Below are 19,653 nucleotides of genomic sequence, written 5' to 3' on the forward strand. Positions count from 1 at the left end.
GGGAGCGGCCGCTGCCCGAGCGCATGCTGAAGCTCCTGGCCGGATGTCTTCGCCCGGCACCGGGGCGTCGGGCGGGGACGTCACGGACACGGGCGGCGGGGCGAACGCCGCGTCCGTGCCAGGGCACAGCCACGGCGGCATCGCCCCCGTCCCGCAGCACCAGCCCCTAGCCGAGCGCCGGGTCCAGGACGATGTCCTCCTCGCGCGCGGCGACCGTGGGCTCCTCGGGGTAGTGGCAGGCGGTGAGATGGCCCGTGGGGCTGCCCTCGGCCCGGGTCAGGTGCGGTTCCTCGGTGGCGCACTTGTCCTGTGCCTTCCAGCAGCGGGTGCGGAAGCGGCAGCCGGAGGGCGGGTCGATCGGGGACGGCACGTCCCCGGCCAGCCGGATGCGTTCGCGCCGCTCGACGGCGTCCGGGTCCGCCTCGGGTACGGCGGACAGCAGCGCGTGCGTGTAGGGGTGCCGGGGCCGGGTGTAGAGCGACTCCCGCTCGGCGACCTCCACGATCTTGCCGAGGTACATCACGGCGACCCGCTCGGAGAAGTGCCGCACCACGGCCAGGTCGTGGGCGATGAAGACGAAGGCGATGCCGAACTCCCGCTGGAGGTCCTGGAGTAGATTGACGACCTGTGCCTGGATGGAGACGTCCAGCGCCGACACCGGCTCGTCGGCCACGATCAGCTTCGGCCGCAGGGCAAGGGCGCGGGCGATGCCGATGCGCTGGCGCTGGCCGCCGGAGAACTCGTTCGGATAGCGGTTGTAGTGCTCGGGGTTGAGGCCCACCGTCTCCAGGAGTTCCTGGGCGCGCTTCTTGTGCCCCTGGGGCGGGTTGATGCCGTTGAGCCGCATCGGCGTCTCGACGATGGTGCCGACGGTGTGCCGGGGGTTCAGCGACGAGTACGGGTCCTGGAAGATCATCTGGAGGTTGCGCCGGGCCTCCCGCATCCGCCCGGGCGGCCGGTGCGTGATGTCCTCGCCGTCGAAGACGACGGAACCACCGGTGGGTTCGAGCAGCCGGGTGACCAGCCGGCCCGTGGTCGACTTGCCGCAGCCGGACTCGCCCACCAGGCCCAGCGACTCGCCGGGCCCGACCGAGAAGTCGATGCCGTCGACGGCGCGGACGGCCCCGATCTGCCGCTGGAAGAGGATGCCCTGCCGGAGGGGGAAGTGCTTCTGCAGTCCGCGTACCTCCAGGAGGTTCTCGGCGGCGGGGCGGTCGGTGCTCTGCCCGGTGCGGGGCTCGGTGGTGCTCACGGCATGTTCCCTTTCGTCCGCCGCCGTCACTGCGCGGCCCGTGCGGCTGCGGCGCCCCTGCCGTCCGGACCGTCCCCGCCGCGGATCTCCTGCTTGGCGTCGTCGCTGAGATGGCACGCGGCGAGGTGCCGCTCGCCGCCGGAGACGAGGCGCAGCTCGGGACGCTCCGCCGTGCAACGCCCCTGCGGTACCCAGCCCTTGTAACCGCAGCGGGGGTGGAAGGCGCAGCCGTCCGGCAGGTTGATCAGGCTCGGCGGGGTGCCGGGGATCGGGTTGAGCCGTTCGCCGACGTCGCCGCTGAGGTGCGGCATGGACTGCAACAGGCCCCAGGTGTAGGGGTGCCGGGGATCCTTGAGGACGTCGCGGGTGGTGCCGTACTCGATGCGGCGGCCGCCGTACATCACCAGGATGTCGTCGGCGACGTCGGCGACCACGCCAAGGTCGTGCGTGATGATGACGACCGCGGAGCCGAACTCCTCCTGCAGGTCGCGGATCAGGTCCAGGATCTGTGCCTGGACGGTGACGTCCAGGGCGGTGGTGGGCTCGTCGGCGATGAGCAGCTCCGGGTCGCACACCAGCGACATCGCGATCATGGCACGCTGGCGCATGCCACCGGAGAACTGGTGCGGGTAGTCCCTGACGCGGCGCTCGGGCTGCGGGATGCCGACCCGCTTCAGCATGTCCACCGCCCGGTCCCTGGCCTCCTTCCTGGAGACCTTGTGATGCACCCGGTAGGCCTCGGCGATCTGCGAGCCGACGGTGAAGAAGGGATGCAGCGCGGACAGCGGGTCCTGGAAGATCATGGAGACCGTGCGGCCGCGCAGGGCGCGCATCCCGGCCTCGGGCAGGGCGACGAGTTCCCTGCCCTCCAGCCAGATCTCGCCGCTGACCTGGGCGCGGGTGCCCTTGTGCAGTCCGAGCAGGGCCAGTGAGGTCACCGACTTGCCGGAGCCGGACTCGCCGACGATACCGAGGGTCCTGCCCTTCTCCAGGGTGAAGGAGACGCCGTCGACGGACTTGACGAGGCCGTCCTCGGTCGGGAAGTGCACCTTCAGGTCGCGTACGTCGAGGAAGGGTGCGGGCGCGGGTGTGACGTCCGCGGGCTGCGGTGAGGTCTGAACGGACACGGGGTGTTCCTAAGGACGCTGAGGAAGAGGAAGGGCTCAGGCGAGGCGCACACGCGGGTCGACGAGGCCGTACACGAGGTCGACGACGACGTTGGCGAGGACGACGAACGTCGCGGCGAAGAGCGTGGTGCCGAGGATGACCGGCAGGTCGGAGTTCTGGACTGAGTCGACGGCGAGCTTGCCGATGCCGTTGATGCCGAACACCGACTCGGTGATGACCGCGGAGCCGCCGATCAGGGAGCCGACGTCCATGCCGAAGATGGTGATGATGGGGGTGATGGCGGCCCGCAGTCTGTGCTTGAGGACGACGGTGGCGGCCGGCAGGCCCTTGGCGCGGGCGGTGCGCATGTAGTCCTCGGCGAAGACGTCCAGCATGGAGGAGCGGGTGAGCCGGGTGTACATCGCGAGGTAGACGATGACGAGGGTGGTCCACGGCAGGATCAGGCCCTTGAACCAGCCGGCCGGGTCCTCGGTGATCGAGGTGTAGCCGGAGGCCGGCAGGATCTGGAACTTGTCGACGAAGAGGTACAGCAGGAGCAGACCGATGAAGTAGATCTGCACCGAGACTCCGAACAGGGCGAGTCCCACCGCCGCCTTGTCGGCGGCCCTGCCGCGGCGCACCGCGGCGACGGTGCCGAGACCGACGCCCAGGACCAGGAAGGCCACCGCGGCGCCGAGACCGAGGGAGAGGTCCGCCGGGAAGTCCGACAGCAGGGTGGTCAGGACGGGGGTGTCGGTCTGGAAGGAGACGCCGAGACAGGGCGCGCCGCAGTGGATGCGGACGCTCTGGTCGCCGAAGTCGCGGCCGGCGACCAGTCCCTTGAGGAACTCCCAGTACTGGGTCAGGTAGCTCTGGTCCAGGCCCAGCGAGTGCTTGATCTCCGCGAGGCGCGAGGGCGAGCAGGTCTTTCCGCAGGCGAGGAGTGCGGGGTCGGACGGCAGCGCGAAGAAGATGAAGAACGTGATCGTGGTGATCACCAGCATGATCAGGGCCGCTGCCAGCAGGCGTCTGATGAGGTAACGAAACATGGGTGCCGGGACCTGACGTGAGTGGGATGCCCGCCGGCGGCCGGGGCCGCCGGCGGGGTCGAGAAGAGGGGCGTCAGTGCTTGACGTAGACGTGGACCAGGCTCGGCTCGGCCACGATCGGGTCGAGGATGACCCCGCCGACCTTGGAGCCGGACATCTCGCTGAAGTTCATGTACATCAGCGGGACCACGGCGGCGTCCTTGAGGACCTGCTGGTCGACCTGGCCGTAGGTGACGTTGCGCTGCTTGACGTCGGCCGTCTTGGCGGCCTTGTCGATCAGCGCGTTGACCTTCGGGTCGTTCAGGTAGGCCAGGTCCTGGTTGGCCTGCGGATTCTTCTTGATCAGCCGGCCGTCGAAGAGGGTGGGGAGCACGGTGGAGGCGTTCGGCCAGTCGGCGATCCAGTCGCCCCAGGTCAGGTCGTACTGGTTCTTGGTGTTGTTGATGGTGCTGAAGTAGCTCGACGCGTCGATCGGGGTGATGTTCACCGTGATGCCGATGTGCTCCAGCGCGGTCTTCACGGCGTCGGCGAAGTGCTCCTCGGTGGGAGTGTTCTCCACCGCGATCGACATGGTCGGCTTCGGGCTGCCCGCCTGCTTCATCAGCTGCTTGGCCTTGGCCAGGTTGCCCGCCGGGTTGGCGCTGTACAGGTTGAACTTGTTGTAGCCGCCGATGCCGGGGCTCAGCATGGTGGTGGCGTAGTCACCGTAGGCGGAGCCGCCGAAGGCGCCACGGACCGTGGTCTTGTCGATGGCGTACTCGATCGCCTGGCGGACCTTCAGGTTCTTCACGCGGGTGGTGTTGATGGCCAGGTAGTTGATGCCCGGGGCGGGGATCTTGTAGTAACGGCTCTTCAGTGAGGGGTCGCCTGCCAGCTGAGCCAGGTCCGAGCCCGCGATCGGCCACTGCTGGATCGACGTCTGGGCGGTGCCGGCGTCGGCCTTGATCTGCTGGTCGATGGCCGACTCGTCCTGGCCGAACCGGACGTTCATCCCGTCGACGTTCTGCTGCCGGATCGGGTCGGTCGACTGCGCCCAGTGGCTGTTCCTGGTGAGGACCAGTTCCTTGTTCTTGGTGTACGACTTGATCATGTACGGTCCGTCGGCCCACACATGGGTGTCGTAGGTCGAGCCGGTGTCATGGGACTTGGGCACGGCCGACCAGCCGGTCATCGTGGTGGTCTCGTTGAAGTCGGCCACCGGCTGGTTCAGGTGGAAGACGATGGTGTACTTGTCCGGCGTCTGGATGGAGCCCAGCTCCTTGCCCTTGTAGGGGCCCTTGTAGCCGGAGCCGCCGACGAGCCACTGGGCCGCGTAGGGCGGGCCGCCGTTGATGTCGGAGGAGAAGAACCGCTCGACGCCGTACTTGACGTCGGGTGCGGTGACCTCGGTGCCGTCCTGGTACTTGACGCCGTGCCGGAGGTGGAAGGTCCAGACGGTGGCGCCCTTGGACGGTGTTCCGGTGTCGGTGGCCAGGTCGCCGACCAGCTTGGGGGCCGATCCCGTCTCGTCCCAGCCGGTCAGGGTGCGGACGATCTCCTGGTCCATGCTCTGGCCCTCGGTCGTGTAGACGCGCTGGGGGTCCAGGTGGTCGAAGTCCGCCTTGTCGAGGATGGTCAGTGTGCCGCCCTTGCCGGGGGCGCCGCTGCCGCTGCTGCCGGAGGACCCTCCGCATGCGGTGGCCCCCAGGGCGATCATCACGGCTGAGGCCGTGAGAGCGACCGTGCGCGATCTGCGCGTGCTGCGCGTCATTGAGGAAACTCCGTTTCTTGCTACGGGCTCGCCGGCCGTTCGTGGGGCCGTCGGGCCGATACTCGGGGGGTGGCTTGTGTCAGCCGCGCCGGGCGCGGGGGTCCAGGGCGTCCCGGACGCCGTCCCCCAGGAGATTGAGCGCCAGGACCAGGACGAGGAGCAGGACGCCGGGCACGAAGAGGTACATCGGGTCCTGCAGGAAGAACTGGGAGGCGTCCGACAGCAGGGCGCCCCAGTCGGGGTTGGGCGGGATCACGCCGACGCCCAGGTAGGACAGGGCCGCCTCGGTGGTGATGTTCTGCGGGACGGCGAGCGCGAAGGAGATGAGGATCGGCGCCCACAGGTTGGGCAGCAACTGCCGGAAGAGGATGTGCCGGCGGCCGGCGCTCATCAGCCGTGCCGCGTCGACGAACTCCCGCTCGCGCAGGGACAGCACCTGCCCGCGCACCAGGCGTGCGGTGTACGCCCAGGCGAAGACCGAGATGTTGAGGACCAGGACGAACAGACGGAGGTTCTCGTCGGTGCCGCCGTGGCTGTCGGTCTGCAGCGCGTTCTGGATCACCGGGGTGAGCGCGATGATGAACAGCAGCTGCGGGAACGCCAGCATCACGTCCATGATCCGCGAGAGCAGGGAATCCACCCAGCCGCCGAAGTAGCCGGCGGCGAGCCCGGCGACGACACCGACCGCGGTCGACAGCACGGCCGAGGCGAATCCCACGTAGAGGGAGGTACGCAGGCCGTAGACGATGCGGGCGAACAGGTCGTAACCGGTGCCCGGTTCGACGCCGAGCAGGTGCTGGGCGCTGATGCCGCCCAGTGATCCGTAGGGGAAATTGCCCGTGTCCGGATTGATCGCCTTGTTGTCGGGGGTGATCGGCCCCCAACCGGTCAGTGCGGTGAGCACCGGCGCGAGGAGCGCGATCGCGATGAACAGGAGGGTGGCCGCCAGAGCGGCCGTGGTGACCTTGTCCCGCCTGATCCGCCGCCAGGCCATCCGGGCCGGTGAGCGGCCGGCGACAACCGTGCCGCCGGGTCTGGAGTCCTGCGCCGACGGCTCGGTCAGCAGTGTGGTGCCGCCGCCGGTGTCGACCGGCTGGTGTTGCGTGGTCATCGTACGGACATCCCGGATCTGCCCCTGAGGCAAGGAATTGGGTGGCGGTCGTTGGTTCCGCCGTGAGACTCTGCGGACTTTCGCAACGGCGTGCGAGTCCGGTCAAGCCGCGCAGGGGCGAGAAAAGGGAATGTTTGCGGTCATGGAAAAGTGTTGACGAGAGCAGGGAATGTGATTACCCGCCGCGTGAATGTATGCGGGAGATTCCTTGGGCAGTGATTGGCCGTGGCTCCTGCGTCGTTTCCTTTTGCTTTTCCCTCGGAATCCCCCGCGCCGGGCAAAGGGCGCGGGCGGGCCCCACGTCAGTCGACCGGTACCCCGGCCTCCAGATAGAGCGCCGCTCCGCGTTCGCGTGCCCTCAGGGCCCAGCGCAGCCGCTCGTAGCGCACCGGAGGCAGCAGCTCTGCAGCCTCCTCCTCGGTGACGAAGCGCCAGGCGCGCAGCTCCGGGCCGGGCAGCAGCAGCCGCCCCGCCTCCGCGGAATCGAGGAGGCCGCCGTCGAAGAGGAGCCGCAGACCGCCGTAACCGGGGGGCGCGGGGCGCTCCCAGTCGACGACGAGCAGGCCCGGCACCTCGTCGAGGCTGATGCCGGTCTCCTCGGCGACCTCCCGCATCCCGGCACGTGCGGGCGCCTCACCGGGTTCGACGACGCCGCCGGGAAACTCCCAGCCGGCCTTGTACGTGGGGTCGACGAGCAGCACCCGGCCCTGCTCGTCGAAGAGGAGCACTCCGGCGGCGACGGTCTCGGCGGTGGGCTCGGGCGTCTGCACGATGTCGCAGACGGGCACGGAACCGCTGGAGACGGCCTCGGCGATCCGGACCGCCGTCTCGTACGGCGTGAGGTCGCTGGTGTCGACCGGGTGGGCGTCGGCGGTGAGCCAGGAGGCGAGGGCGGCCCGGTACGGCTCGATGTGGTCGAAGGACCACTGGCGTATTCGCAGGTCGCCGTCGGGCAGGTCCCGAGGGACCTCACGGCTCGCCATCCGCTCCCGCAGTATCGTTTCGGCCGGAGCGAGCAGGATGTGGCTGACCGGAATCCTGCGGGCGGCCAGGCCCCCGAAGATCTCGTCGCGGTACTCCTGGCGCAGCAGGGTCATGGGGACGACGAGGGTCCCGCCGAGCTCGGCGAGCATCGCGGCCGCCGTGTCGATCACCAGTCGTCGCCAGATCGGCAGGTCCTGGAAGTCGCCGGCCTCGGCGAGGTGTTTGGGTGGCAGCAGGTGGGCGAGCGCGCCGCCGACGACCTCCGGGTCGAAGAGCGTGCTGTTCGGGATCATTTCGATCAGTTCCCGTGCGGTGGTGGTCTTCCCCGCACCGAACGCGCCGTTGATCCAGACGACGGTCACAGGTCCCCCTCTTCTGTTGGCCCCCTGAGGCTTGCCCGCTCCACCCTGCCACGGAAACCAGCCGCAGTTGAGGGCGCACATGACGACGGCGCCGACGCCCCCTCAAGCGGGGGCGCCGGCGCCGTGGCCGCGGGGCCGTGCGGCTCGTCAGCCCTTCTTGTTCGCCTGGGCGCCGTCCTCCCGGTCCAGGGACAGGCTGTCCTTGGCTACGGTCTCGTCGAGGGACTTGATGGTCTCGTCGACGCTCAGGGTGCCGAGGCTGTCCCCGAGGGCGTGGGACGGGGTGACCGCCGCGACGACGAACCCGGTGGCGAGGGAGGCGATGGCGAGCATGCTGCGCTTCTTCATGCCCGATTCAACTGCCGGACCCGCTCCGGGGTCACGCAACCGCGTACGACCGGGCGAAGCGGGCTTCACGCGGAGTCGCCGTCCCGGTCTGCCGCCCACGTCCCGGGCCCGCCGCCGCGCCACTCGATCAGCCCCGTGGCCGCCACGTACGCCGCGTCCGCATCCTCGATCCCGGCTCGCCGGAGAAACTCCGCGACGTCGAGGGGCCCGTAGGCGATGCCGAGGAACTGGTCGTCCACACGCACCCGCCGGCCGCCGTCCGCGGCGGGCGGGTAGACCACGACGGGCTTCTCGGACGCCATGGCACCAGAGTGCGCGGGGACGGCCCCGGCCGCGCGCCGGGATGGGCCGTCCGGCCCGCCCTCCACGGCTGCCGCGGGGACAGGGGGAGGCCGCCGGTGCCGGGGATCCACCGGCGGCTCGGTTCCTTCCGGGTCAGGCGCCCACGTAGGCCGCCAGATGCTCCCCGGTCAGGGTGGAGCGGGCCTCGACGAGGTCGGCCGGGGTGCCCTCGAAGACGATCCGGCCGCCGTCGTGACCCGCGCCGGGGCCGAGGTCGATGATCCAGTCGGCGTGCGCCATGACCGCCTGGTGGTGCTCGATCACGATGACCGACTTGCCCGAGTCGACGAGCCGGTCGAGCAGACCGAGCAGCTGCTCCACGTCCGCCAGGTGAAGGCCGGTGGTCGGCTCGTCGAGGACGTACACGCCGCCCTTCTCGCCCATGTGCGTGGCCAGCTTGAGCCGCTGCCGCTCTCCGCCGGACAGCGTGGTCAGCGGCTGTCCGAGGGTGAGGTAGCCGAGCCCGACGTCCGCGAGCCGCTCCAGGATCTTGTGCGCGGCCGGAGTGCGGGCCTCGCCGCTGCCGAAGAACTCCTCGGCCTCGGTCACCGGCATCGCCAGCACCTCGCTGATGTCGCGGCCGCCGAGGCGGTACTCCAGCACCGACGCCTCGAACCGCCGGCCCTCGCACTCCTCGCAGGGCGTGGCGACACTCTGCATGATCGCCAGGTCGGTGTAGATGACACCGGCGCCGTTGCAGGTGGGGCAGGCTCCCTCCGAGTTGGCACTGAAGAGCGCCGGCTTCACCCCGTTGGCCTTGGCGAAGGCCTTGCGGATCGGGTCGGCCAGCCCGGTGTACGTCGCCGGGTTGCTGCGCCGGGAGCCGCGGATCGGGGTCTGGTCGATCGCCACCACGCCCTCGGCCCCTGCTTGCCGGGCCATCGAGCCGTGCACGAGCGAGCTCTTGCCGGAGCCGGCGACGCCGGTCACGACGGTGAGGACGCCCAGCGGGATGTCGACGTCGACGCCGTGCAGGTTGTTCGCCGAGGCGCCCCGCACCTCCAGGGCGCCGGTGGGCTTGCGGACCGTCGCCTTGATCTTGGCCCGGTCGTCGAGGTGACGGCCGGTGACGGTGTCGCTGCGGCGCAGCCCCTCCAGAGTTCCCTCGAAGCAGACGGTGCCGCCCGCCGTGCCGGCACCGGGGCCGAGGTCCACGACATGGTCGGCGATGGCGATCGTCTCCGGCTTGTGCTCGACGACCAGCACGGTGTTGCCCTTGTCGCGCAGGCGCAGGAGCAGGTTGTTCATCCGCTGGATGTCATGGGGGTGCAGGCCGATGGACGGCTCGTCGAAGACGTAGGTGACGTCCGTGAGCGAGGACCCGAGGTGGCGGATCATCTTGGTGCGCTGCGCCTCGCCGCCGGACAGCGTGCCCGAGGCCCGGTCGAGCGAGAGGTAGCCGAGGCCGATCTCCACGAACGAGTCGAGGGTGTGCTGGAGCTTGGTCAGCAGCGGCGCCACCGACGGCTCCTGAAGCCCCCGGACCCATTCCGCCAGGTCGCGGATCTCCATCGCGCAGGCGTCGGCGATGTTCACCTTGCCGATCTTCGAGGAGCGGGCCAGCTCGCTGAGCCGGGTGCCGTCGCACTCGGGGCACCGGCTGAAGGTGACCGCCCGGTCCACGAAGGCCCGGATGTGCGGCTGCATCGACTCGCGGTCCTTGGAGAGGAAGGTCTTCTGGATCTTCGGGATCAGCCCCTCGTAGGTGAGGTTGACACCGCTGATCTTCACCTTGGTCGGCTCGCGGTACAGGAAGTCGTGCCGCTCCTTCTTGGTGTACTTCCGGATCGGCTTGTCCTTGTCGAAGAAGCCCGACTCGGAGATGACCCGCACCACCCAGCCGCCCCCGGTGTAGGTGGGGATCGTGAACGGGTCCTCGGAGAGCGACTTGGAGTCGTCGTAGAGCTGGGTGAGGTCGATGTCGGAGACGGTGCCCCGGCCCTCGCAGTGCGTGCACATGCCGCCGGTGCGGCTGAAGGACACCTTCTCGGTCCTGGTCTTGTCGCTGCCGCGGTCCACCGTGAACCCACCGCTCGCCGAGACCGAGGCGGTGTTGAAGGAGAACGCGCCGGGCGGGCCGATGTGGGGCGTGCCGAGCCGGCTGAAGAGGATCCGCAGCATGGCGTTGGCGTCGGTGGCGGTGCCGACGGTGGAGCGGGGGTCGGAACCCATGCGCTGCTGGTCGACGGCGATCGCGGTCGTCAGCCCGTCCAGTACGTCGACCTCGGGCCGGGCCAGGTTCGGCATGAAGCCCTGGAGGAAGGCGCTGTAGGTCTCGTTGATCAGCCGCTGCGACTCCGCCGCGATCGTGTCGAACACCAGCGAGCTCTTGCCCGATCCGGAGACGCCGGTGAACACCGTGAGCCGGCGCTTGGGGATCTCGATGCTGACGTCCCTGAGGTTGTTCTCGCGCGCGCCGTGCACGCGGATCACGTCATGGCTGTCGGCAACGTGCGGCCCGGGAGACTGTTTGTCCGTCGTCGTGGCCTTGCTCATGGTGTCTCCATCTGCCGGGCGGCGCTGCCGCGTTCGGACGATCTCGGGCCCCGCGCCGGTCCCGAGGGGCGGCGCGGGGGGATGCGGGAGCCGGAGCAACTGCACGGCCGTACGGGGCTCCCGCGGGGTGACGCGTCGTTCTGTGGGGCTGCTACGGCGCCTTCACCTGCTGGATGCGGACCATGTTGCCCGCGGGGTCGCGGAAGGCGCAGTCGCGGACGCCGTAGGGCTGGTCCACCGGCTCCTGGACCACCTCGGCGTCGCCCGCCTGCACCCGCTCGAAGGTGCCGTCGACGTCGGTGGTGGCCAGGACGATGCCGGCGTAGGTGCCCTTGGCCATCATCTCGGTGATGGTGCGGCGCTCGTCGTCGGTGATGCCGGGGTCGGCGGCCGGCGGGTGCAGCACGATGTTCGTGCCGGGCTGGCCGACGGGGCCGACCGTGATCCAGCGCATGCCCTCGTATCCGACGTCGTTCCTGACTTCGAAGCCGAGGGTGTCGCGGTAGAACGCCAGGGCGGCGTCCGGGTCGTCGTGCGGAAGGAAGCTGGCGTGAATGTGGAGGTCCATGGCCATCACGCTAGTTTCGGCTCGCGGCGGGCGCTTCTCGATTCCTGACCGGTCTGGTCACCTGCTTCGACACGCACGACGGAATGCCCGCCGTCGCGCGCGCCGCCTCCCGCCGGTAGGCACTGGGCGGCATGCCGACCAGCTCGGTGAAGCGGGTGCTGAAGGTGCCCAGCGATGCGCAGCCGACCTCGAAGCACACCTCGGTGACGCTGAGGTCGCCCCGGCGCAGCAGCGCCATGGCGCGCTCGATGCGCCGCGTCATGAGGTAGCTGTACGGCGACTCCCCGTACGCCTGCCGGAACTCGCGGCTCAGATGCCCCGCCGACATGTGCACGCCCCGGGCGAGCGCCTCCACGTCCAGAGGCTTCGCGTACTCCCGGTCGATACGGTCCTTGACACGGCGCAGTCGGGCGAGGTCACGCAGGTGCTGTGCGGAGGCGGGTCTGCTGCTCACAAGCGTGATCGTGCCACATCGCACGCACGTGCGGCTGATTTCCGGCTATACGGAACGGATCGGTCCGTATCACCCCGGGGACACCGTCGCGTCAGTGCCCTCCGTATCCCGCCCTTGCAGGCTGAACGTTCCTGCCCGATCGGCCGATCCGGTCTCACACCCCGGCCGCCGCCGCGTCCGTGCGCTTGGCCAGTGCCGCCGCCGCCGCGCCCACCAGCCCGGCGTCGGTGCCCATCTGCGCCGGTGCCACCGTCAGGTGCCGGACGAAGGACAGCGTCGCGTAGGTGCTCAGCGCCTTGCGCAAGGGCTCGAAGAGGACGTCGCCCGCCTTGCCCACTCCCCCGCCGATCACGGCGATGTCGATCTCCACGAGCGTCGCGGTGGCCGCGATCCCGGCGGCCAGGGCCTGGGCGGCCCGCTCGAAGGAGGCGACGGCGACCGGATCGCCGGAACGGGCGGCGGCCGCCACGGCGGCGGCCGATGTGTCGCCGTCGCGGCCGGGCTCCCAGCCGTTCTCCAGGGCGCGCCGGGCGATGTTGGGACCGCTCGCGATGCGCTCCACACAGCCGCGTGAGCCGCAGGGGCACGGATCGCCGTCGAGGTCCACGCTGATGTGACCGATGTGGCCCGCGTTGCCGGTGGGCCCGGGGTGCAGCCGGCCACCGAGCACGAGACCGCCGCCGACGCCGGTGGAGACGACCATGCACAGTGCGTTGTCGTGACCACGGGCGGCGCCCTGCCAGTGCTCTGCCGCCGTGATCGCCACACCGTCACCGATCAGCTCGACGGGCAGGTGCCCCGCGGCGGCCCGCACCCGGGCGACGAGCGGGAAGTCGCGCCAGCCGGGCACGTTCACCGGGCTCACCGTGCCCGCGCAGGCGTCCACCGGACCGGCGCTGCCGATCCCGACCGCCGTGGCACGCCCCCACAGCGGCGACGCGGTGAGCTCGCCCAGCACCTCCTCCACGGCTCGCATCACGGTGTCGCCGTCCTCCCGGGCGGGCGTCGGCCGCTGGGCGCGGACCAGGATCCGGCCGTGGCCGTCCACCAGAGCGCCGGCGATCTTTGTGCCGCCGATGTCGAGCGCGGCCACGAGGTCGGTGTGCATCAGAGTCGGATCTCCCCGTCGGGCATGAGAAAAACGCCGAGAACGGCCGTCAAGCAGGGCAAGCAGCGGTCCGGTCCCGCGGGGTTGCGTGGAGCCGGAGATTGCGGTGGACAGTCTCCCCCGAGCCTGACAACGTTGTCCAGGCTCTATGCTCGACGCCACATCCTCATACAAACCCAGGACCGACGCACCCCCGTGGACGACAGGACAGGACTGGACACCGTGGCCCCTACTCCCCTCCGATCCGCAGCGCGCTACGGCACCCGGCCGACCATGAAGGACGTAGCGGCACGCGCCGGAGTAGGCCTCAAGACGGTCTCCCGCGTCGTGAACGGGGAACCGGGGGTCACCCCGGAGACGGAACGGCGGGTCCAGGAGGCCATCGACGCCCTCGGCTTCCGCCGCAACGACAGCGCGCGGGTGCTGCGCAAGGGCCGCACGGCGAGCATCGGCCTGGTCCTGGAAGACCTCGCGGACCCGTTCTACGGACCGCTGAGCCGGGCGGTCGAGGAGGTGGCCCGCGCGCACGGTGCCCTGCTGATCAACGGCTCCAGCGCCGAGGACCCCCAGCGCGAGCAGGAGCTGGTGCTGGCCCTGTGCGCGCGGCGGGTCGACGGTCTGGTGGTGATCCCGGCCGGGAACGACCACCGGTATCTGGAACCCGAGCTCAAGGCGGGTGTCGCCACGGTGTTCGTGGACCGCCCCGCCGGGCACATCGACGCCGACGTGGTCCTTTCGGACAACTACGGCGGCGCCCGCGACGGTGTCGCCCACCTCATCGCGCACGGGCACCGCCGGATCGGCTTCATCGGCGACATGCCCCGCATCCACACCGCCGCCGAGCGGCTGCGCGGCTACCGCGCGGCGATGGAGGACGCGGGCATACCGGTGGCGGGCTCCTGGATGTCCCTCGGCGTCACCGACCCCGAGCGGGTGCGCAGGGCGGCCGAGTCCATGCTGACCGGCCCCGACCCGGTCACGGCGGTCTTCGCCGGCAACAACCGGGTGACGGTCACCGTGATCCGCGTGCTCGCCGAGCAGTCCCGCCGTGTCGCCCTGGTCGGCTTCGACGACATCGAGCTCGCCGACCTGCTCCAGCCGGGCGTCACGGTCGTCGCCCAGGACGCGGCGGACCTCGGCCGCACCGCGGCGGAACGTCTCTTCCGGCAGCTGGACGGCATCCTGGTCACGCCCGAGCGCATCGAGCTGCCGACCCGGCTGATCACCCGCGGCTCGGGCGAGATCCCCCCGGCGGACTGAGCGGCCGATGGACGACGCCACCGATCGCACGCTGCGAGCCCTGGGACTGCACGAGGCGCCTCGCGAGCACCCGCTGCTGTATCCGGGCGCGTGGCCCGCGGATTCCGGGCTCCTCGACGGGGACCGCTTCCTGCCACTGGAGCGGCTGGTGTACGAGGACCGCACGCCGGTCGTCGCCATCGGCTCCAACGGCTGCCCGGGGCAGCTCAGGCACAAGATGACGGAGTGCGGGATCGGGTCGCCGCTGCCTATGGCCAAGGCTCGGGTGACGGGCGTCGACGCCGGCGTATCGGCGCACGTGAGCCGCATGGGGTACGTGTCGGCCTCGCCGGTCGGCGCCCCGGACACCGTGCGCGAGTTGTTCGTCCTGTGGCTCGACGCCGAGCAGCTCGCGGTGATCGACGCGAGCGAGGGCGTGCCGCTGCCGGGCGGCAACTTCGACCGGGCCTGGCTGCCGTCGCCCGACGTCCGGATCGACCTCGCGGACGGCACACGTCTGCCCGGGGCGTACGCCTACGTCAACCGGCACGGTGTCCTCCACGACGGCACGGGCGCGCCGCGCACGCACCCGGGCGAGCGGGAGCTGCTGGCGGAGCTGCTCGTCGGGCTGCCGCGCCTGCGGGAGCTGTTCGGCGTCGTACCCGAGGAGTTCTGCGCGCGGGCCCGCGGGGACCGGCGGCTGTGCGAGCGGGGCACCCGGCTGTTCATCGAGGAGAAGCTGGTGACGGCCTCCGGTCTCGAACGGTACGTGGCAGCCTCGGCACGCGCTCAGCAGAGCGGGAGCCCGGGGACCGGCGCGTCGTTGTCACCGCCCTTGACGTAGACGTCGCTGACCCAGACGTTCGTGTTGCCGCTGTCGTCGTCGGTCTTCGCCCACCAGACGTTGGTCCATTCCCCGGAGGTTTCGCGGCGGCCCAGGTTCTGCTGGCAGTAGAAGTAGTTGGTGCCCGCTTTGAGGATGCCGACCTTGGTGCCGGAGGCGGTGTAGGAGTCGGCGGTCTTCCAGACCTGGCAGTTGTACTTGCCGCCGCCGGTGGGGTGGCAGACCGGGGCCGGGGTGGTCGGGTCGCCGGAGGCGGTGCCGTCCGGGGTCTCTCCGCTGGTGGCTCCGTCGGTGGACTCGGCGGGGGCGGAGGTGGTCGCCCGGCCGGTGGGCTCGGGGTCCTTGGCGGCGCCGGGCTTCCCGGACGGGGCCTTGCCCTTGTCGTCGCCCTGTTGCGTGGACCTCGGGGCGCTGGAGCCGTCGTCCGCGCCGCCGGGCTCGGAGGGCCCGGCGCCCGCACCGGCGGTGCCGGCCCGTGCGGCGGTCTCCTTGCCGGCGGGGTCGCCCGAGTCGCCGAGCAGCGCGACCGTGGTCCCGGCGGCACCGAGCACGACGACGACGGCCGCGGCGGCGAGCAGCACGCGTGCCTTGCGGCGGGGCGCGGTGCGGTCGGCGTTCACGGGGGCGGTGGCGGCGGAGACGCCGGGAGTGGTGGCGGCGGAGACGCCGGGGGCGGTGCCGCCGGGATCGGCAGGACCGGAGCCCTGAGGGACGGCGCCGGGGCCCGTCGGCGGGGCATGACCGGGTTCAGGGCCCTGCGGGCCGATGCCTTGCGGCGTCGGGTGGCCTTGCGGCATGGGGTGGCCGGGACCGGCGGGCTCCGGGCCGCCGTCGCCCGCGGTCCCCGCCGCCCCTGCGGCTCCGAGAGCGGCCGCCGTGCCGAAGCCCGGCGCGTTCACGCCCTCGCGAGGTACGGCCGCGCCCTGCTGCGGGGGCCCGAACCCGGGCGGTACCGAGGGGACGCTGCGCTGCGTCGCCGCGCGCGGGGGCGAAGCCGCGGGGCCTCGCAGAGAAGAGGTCGGCGTGTCCGTGCCGCCCGTGTCAGCGACCGCCTGGAGCAGTTCGCGGGCCTGGCCGGCCTCCGGGCGGGACTCGGGGCGCTTGTCCATCAGCCGCTGGAGGACGGGCGCGAGGGAGCCGGCGCGGCGGGACTCCGGCAGCGGCTCGGTGACGATCGCGGTGAGCGTGGAGAACGTGGACGTGCGGCGGAAGGGCGAGGAACCCTCGACGGCCGCGTACAGCGTGGCACCCAGGGCCCAGATGTCGGAGGCGGGGCCCGGGTCGGCGCCCTGCGCGCGCTCGGGGGCGAGGTAGTCGAGGGAGCCGACGAGTTCGCCGCTGCGGGTGAGATGCGTGGCCGAACCGTCCCCGGGATCGTCCATCGTGGCGATGCCGAAGTCGGTGAGGACGACCCGGCCCGAGCGGTCGAGCAGGATGTTGCCCGGCTTCACGTCCCGGTGCAGGACACCCGCGCGGTGGGCGGCGGCCAGGGCGTCCATGACCTTCGCGCCGATCCCGGCGGCCTCGCCCGGGTCCAGCGTGCCGCTCTCGCGCAGGACGTCGTCCAGGGACGGCCCGTCGACCAGTTCCATGACGATGATCGGGCGGCCGTCGACCTGGGCGATGTCGTGCACGGAGATGACGCCGGGGTGGCGCACCCGGGCCGCCGCGCGCGCCTCGCGCCGCATCCGCAGCCGCAGATCCGCCAGTTCGGGACCGGCCGCGTCGGTGTAGGTGCGCAGTTCCTTGACCGCGACCTCACGGCCGAGGACCTCGTCGACGGCCTTCCAGACGACGCCCATGCCGCCGCGCCCCAGCGCCGCCGTGACGCGATAGCGACCGGCCAGCAGCCGTCCGGCCCCGTCCGCCCGCCCGTGCTCCCCCGTTGACACCGCTGCCCCGTTCCTGTGTGACCCCGCCCTGTGCGCCGACGGCCCGACACCGTCAGTGCGTGGCGTACAGACTACGGGGCGGCGGTGTCGGGGACGGCCGCCGGTGACGGCTGTGACGGGGCCGGTACGCGCCGGCCGATCCGCCGTGCGGACGGTGTCAGGCGGATGCCGTCAGGTCCCCGCGCCGGGGTGCCGCGAAGGACTCCAGGTCCGCCCGGGTCAGGCCGGCCAGGCGGGCGACCTCGCCGTTGTCCAGGGCGCCGCAGTCCAGGCCGCGCAGCAGGTAGCCGCTGAGGGCCTTGGCGGTTGCCGGTTCGTCCATGACGTCGCCGCCGGTGCGGTTGGCGTAGCGGGACAGGCGGGCGGCGGCCTGCTCGAAGCCCTCGCGGTAGAAGGCGAAGACGGCCGCGTAGCGGGTGGGGATGTGGCCGGGGTGCATGTCCCAGCCCTGGTAGTAGGCGCGGGCCAGAGCGCGGCGGGTCAGGCCGTAGTGCAGGCGCCAGGCGGCGTGGACCTTGGCGGTCGGGCCGACCGGCAGGACGTTCGTCGAGCCGTCCGAGACGCGTACGCCGGTGCCGGCCGCCGCGACCTGCATGACGGCCTTGGCGTGGTCCGCGGCGGGGTGGTCGCTCGCCTGGTGGGCGGCGGAGACGCCGAGGCAGGCGCTGTAGTCGAAGGTGCCGTAGTGCAGGCCGGTGGCGCGGCCCTCGGCGGCCTGGATCATGCGGGCTACGGTGGCGGTGCCGTCGGCGCCGAGGATGGACTGGCTGGTCTCGATCTGGATCTCGAAGCCGATCCGGCCGGGTTCGAGGCCGTGGGTCTTCTCGAAGGCGTCCAGCAGCCGCGCCATGGCGGTGACCTGCTCGGCGTACGTCACCTTGGGCAGGGTGAGCACCAGCCCGCCGGGCAGGCCGCCGGCCTCCATCAGGCCGGTGAGGAAGATGTCGAGGGTGCGGATGCCCCGGGCGCGGACCGGCGCTTCCATGCATTTCATGCGGATGCCCATGTACGGGGCGGCTGTGCCTTCTGCGTAGGCCTCGGCGACGATCCTGGCGGCGCGGGCGGCGGCCGTGTCCTCCTCGGCGTCGGGGCGGTTGCCGTAGCCGTCCTCGAAGTCGACGCGCAGGTCCTCGATCGGCTCGCGTTCCAGCTTGGCGCGCACGCGCGCGTGGACGGGTTCGGCGAGCTCCTCGGCGAGGCCGAGGACTGCGGCGAAGGACGCGGCGTCGGGCGCGTGTTCGTCGAGGGCGGCCAGCGCCCGGTCTCCCCATGAGCGGACGGTGTCGGCGGCGAAGGCATCGCCGGGCACGTAGACGGTGTGGACGGGCTGGCGGGTACCGGGGTCCCCGGGGTAGTGGCGCTCCAGCTCGGCGTCGACCGGCGCGAGGGAGGCGCTGATCTCCTCGCTGACGGCGCCCGCGAGGCTGGTCGCCACCTTCTCCTGCTGGCCCTGACCCATTCCGAACCCTCCTGTTTTCCGCTGTACGGAATCAACAATCCGTAGAGCGAAGTTATCGGCCGACCTTCGCCCTGGTCAACACCGTCTTGAGGTGCGATTGCCCATCCTTCACGCCCGGTCACCGCAGACCCGCTCTCATCTTCCGTATTCAGAGGGCAAGCTTCATCCTGACGTGCAAGGGGAGGGAGACCACGTGCCGAACGAGGCCGGAGTGACGCGCCGCCACGGGCTCAAGGCGGCGGCGGCCGCCGCCATCACAGGACCGCTGCTCACCACCGCGGGCCCCACACAGCCCGCTTCCGCCGGCGAGCACCCGGGCGCCCTGAACGTCATGACGTTCAACGTGCGCTTCGCGACCGTCGTCGACAAGACACCGCGCTGGGTCGTGCGCCGACCGGTGATGCGAGAACTGCTGCGCCGCGAGCGACCGCACGTCATCGGCATCCAGGAAGGGCTCTACCAGCAGGTGCGCATGATCGAGGCGGATCTCGGCGGGCACCACGACTGGATCGGCACCGGACGCGGGGGTGGCAGCAAGGACGAGTTCATGGCGGTCTTCTACGACAAGCGCAGACTCGACCCGCTGGAGTTCGATCACTTCTGGCTGTCCGACACCCCGGACACGATCGCCTCGAACACCTGGGGCGCGGACTGGCTGCGCATGGTGACCTGGGTCCGTTTCGCCGATCTCGCCGACGACGGCCGGGAGTTCTACGTCCTCAACACCCATCTGGACAGCGTCAGCCAGTACGCCCGGGAACGGTCGGCGGGGCTCATCGGCGAGACGATCGCCGGGTGGGACCGGTCGTTACCGGTCATCGTCACCGGCGACTTCAACGCGGCCGCCCACGACAACCGGGTGTACGACCTCATGCTGGACATCGGGCTGGTGGACGCCTGGGACGCGGCGGCCTCGCGGAGTCCGGCATACGGCACGCACCACGGGTACCGGAGGCTCAGACCCGGCGGGCGGCGCATCGACTGGATCCTCACCACGCCCGGGGTGACCACGCACTGGGCCGGGATGAACACCTTCAGCATGGACGGGACGTATCCGAGCGACCATCTGCCGGTGCAGGCCTCGATGACCCTGGGATGAGAAGAGGCCCCCGTGACCGTTCGCCAGAACCTGAGCGCGGTCACGGGGGCCTTCCACAGCCGGGGTCGATCAGCCCTTGCGGGTCTTGATCTCCTCGGTGAGGGCGGGGACGACGTCGAAGAGGTCGCCGACGACGCCGTAGTCGACGAGGTCGAAGATCGGGGCCTCTGCGTCCTTGTTGACCGCCAC

Annotated in this window: 17 protein-coding genes and 1 pseudogene; 3 read left to right on the forward strand and 15 right to left on the reverse strand. The window is 71.1% G+C overall.

Annotated elements, in window-relative coordinates:
- Positions 1-166: 166 nt before the first annotated feature.
- The 12 genes from ACFY9S_RS28100 to ACFY9S_RS28155 form a co-directional block, all read right to left on the reverse strand.
- The gene (locus ACFY9S_RS28100) at positions 167-1,252 is read right to left on the reverse strand and encodes a dipeptide ABC transporter ATP-binding protein (RefSeq protein ID WP_391133314.1); all 1,086 of its coding nucleotides are present in this window, start codon (positions 1,250-1,252) and stop codon (positions 167-169) included.
- Positions 1,253-1,278: 26 nt separating this feature from the next.
- The gene (locus tag ACFY9S_RS28105; RefSeq protein WP_391133317.1) at positions 1,279-2,379 is read right to left on the reverse strand and encodes an oligopeptide/dipeptide ABC transporter ATP-binding protein; all 1,101 of its coding nucleotides are present in this window, start codon (positions 2,377-2,379) and stop codon (positions 1,279-1,281) included.
- 36 nt (positions 2,380-2,415) lie between these two features.
- Positions 2,416-3,408 carry an ABC transporter permease subunit gene (locus tag ACFY9S_RS28110; RefSeq protein ID WP_391133320.1) on the reverse strand — a complete coding sequence of 331 codons (993 nt, stop codon included), beginning with the start codon at positions 3,406-3,408 and terminating at the stop codon, positions 2,416-2,418.
- Positions 3,409-3,481: 73 nt separating this feature from the next.
- Complete coding sequence (locus tag ACFY9S_RS28115; RefSeq protein ID WP_391133323.1) at positions 3,482-5,158, reverse strand: ABC transporter substrate-binding protein; 1,677 nt, start codon at positions 5,156-5,158, stop codon at positions 3,482-3,484.
- Positions 5,159-5,237: 79 nt separating this feature from the next.
- Entirely contained in the window at positions 5,238-6,269 is a 1,032-nt protein-coding gene (locus tag ACFY9S_RS28120) for an ABC transporter permease subunit (protein WP_391133326.1), read from the reverse strand.
- A gap of 302 nt (positions 6,270-6,571) precedes the next feature.
- The gene (locus ACFY9S_RS28125) at positions 6,572-7,615 is read right to left on the reverse strand and encodes an NUDIX domain-containing protein (protein WP_391133329.1); all 1,044 of its coding nucleotides are present in this window, start codon (positions 7,613-7,615) and stop codon (positions 6,572-6,574) included.
- A gap of 147 nt (positions 7,616-7,762) precedes the next feature.
- The gene (locus tag ACFY9S_RS28130) at positions 7,763-7,963 is read right to left on the reverse strand and encodes a hypothetical protein (RefSeq protein ID WP_391133332.1); all 201 of its coding nucleotides are present in this window, start codon (positions 7,961-7,963) and stop codon (positions 7,763-7,765) included.
- A 65-nt stretch (positions 7,964-8,028) separates the two neighbouring features.
- Positions 8,029-8,265, reverse strand: a complete 237-nt coding sequence (locus ACFY9S_RS28135) for a hypothetical protein (RefSeq protein ID WP_102909246.1) — start codon at positions 8,263-8,265, stop codon at positions 8,029-8,031.
- 133 nt (positions 8,266-8,398) lie between these two features.
- A complete protein-coding gene (locus ACFY9S_RS28140) occupies positions 8,399-10,801 on the reverse strand; it encodes an ATP-binding cassette domain-containing protein (protein ID WP_391133336.1) in 2,403 nt (800 codons plus the stop codon).
- Positions 10,802-10,952: 151 nt separating this feature from the next.
- Positions 10,953-11,369, reverse strand: coding sequence for a VOC family protein (locus ACFY9S_RS28145; RefSeq protein ID WP_391133339.1), 417 nt, complete (start codon positions 11,367-11,369; stop codon positions 10,953-10,955).
- A gap of 10 nt (positions 11,370-11,379) precedes the next feature.
- The gene (locus ACFY9S_RS28150; protein WP_030834860.1) at positions 11,380-11,823 is read right to left on the reverse strand and encodes a helix-turn-helix transcriptional regulator; all 444 of its coding nucleotides are present in this window, start codon (positions 11,821-11,823) and stop codon (positions 11,380-11,382) included.
- A 154-nt stretch (positions 11,824-11,977) separates the two neighbouring features.
- Positions 11,978-12,931, reverse strand: coding sequence for an ROK family protein (locus ACFY9S_RS28155; RefSeq protein ID WP_391133343.1), 954 nt, complete (start codon positions 12,929-12,931; stop codon positions 11,978-11,980).
- 195 nt (positions 12,932-13,126) lie between these two features.
- On the opposite strand from ACFY9S_RS28155, the gene ACFY9S_RS28160 reads away from it, so the two are divergent.
- The gene (locus ACFY9S_RS28160; RefSeq protein WP_391133345.1) at positions 13,127-14,191 is read left to right on the forward strand and encodes a substrate-binding domain-containing protein; all 1,065 of its coding nucleotides are present in this window, start codon (positions 13,127-13,129) and stop codon (positions 14,189-14,191) included.
- A gap of 7 nt (positions 14,192-14,198) precedes the next feature.
- Positions 14,199-15,014: a hypothetical protein gene (locus ACFY9S_RS28165; RefSeq protein ID WP_391133348.1), complete on the forward strand. Its 816-nt coding sequence runs from the start codon at positions 14,199-14,201 to the stop codon at positions 15,012-15,014.
- Here ACFY9S_RS28165 and ACFY9S_RS28170 read toward each other — a convergent pair.
- Both ACFY9S_RS28170 and ACFY9S_RS28175 read right to left on the reverse strand, forming a co-directional pair.
- Positions 14,960-16,906, reverse strand: a complete 1,947-nt coding sequence (locus ACFY9S_RS28170; RefSeq protein ID WP_391133351.1) for a protein kinase — start codon at positions 16,904-16,906, stop codon at positions 14,960-14,962. The two genes, ACFY9S_RS28165 and ACFY9S_RS28170, sit on opposite strands and share 55 nt — an antisense overlap.
- Before the next feature lie 157 nt (positions 16,907-17,063).
- Positions 17,064-18,365 (reverse strand): DUF6986 family protein, encoded by a 1,302-nt coding sequence (locus tag ACFY9S_RS28175; protein ID WP_391133354.1) that lies wholly within the window; start codon positions 18,363-18,365, stop codon positions 17,064-17,066.
- A gap of 193 nt (positions 18,366-18,558) precedes the next feature.
- Here ACFY9S_RS28175 and ACFY9S_RS28180 point away from each other — a divergent pair, with 193 nt between their 5' ends.
- Positions 18,559-19,464: an endonuclease/exonuclease/phosphatase family protein gene (locus ACFY9S_RS28180; RefSeq protein WP_391133357.1), complete on the forward strand. Its 906-nt coding sequence runs from the start codon at positions 18,559-18,561 to the stop codon at positions 19,462-19,464.
- A gap of 69 nt (positions 19,465-19,533) precedes the next feature.
- On the opposite strand, the pseudogene ACFY9S_RS28185 reads toward ACFY9S_RS28180, so the two are convergent.
- Positions 19,534-19,653: pseudogene (locus ACFY9S_RS28185) on the reverse strand (electron transfer flavoprotein subunit alpha/FixB family protein); the annotation flags it as partial.

The organism is Streptomyces sp. NPDC012474, assembly GCF_042955185.1.
GTDB classification, from domain to species: Bacteria; Actinomycetota; Actinomycetes; order Streptomycetales; family Streptomycetaceae; genus Streptomyces; species Streptomyces cahuitamycinicus.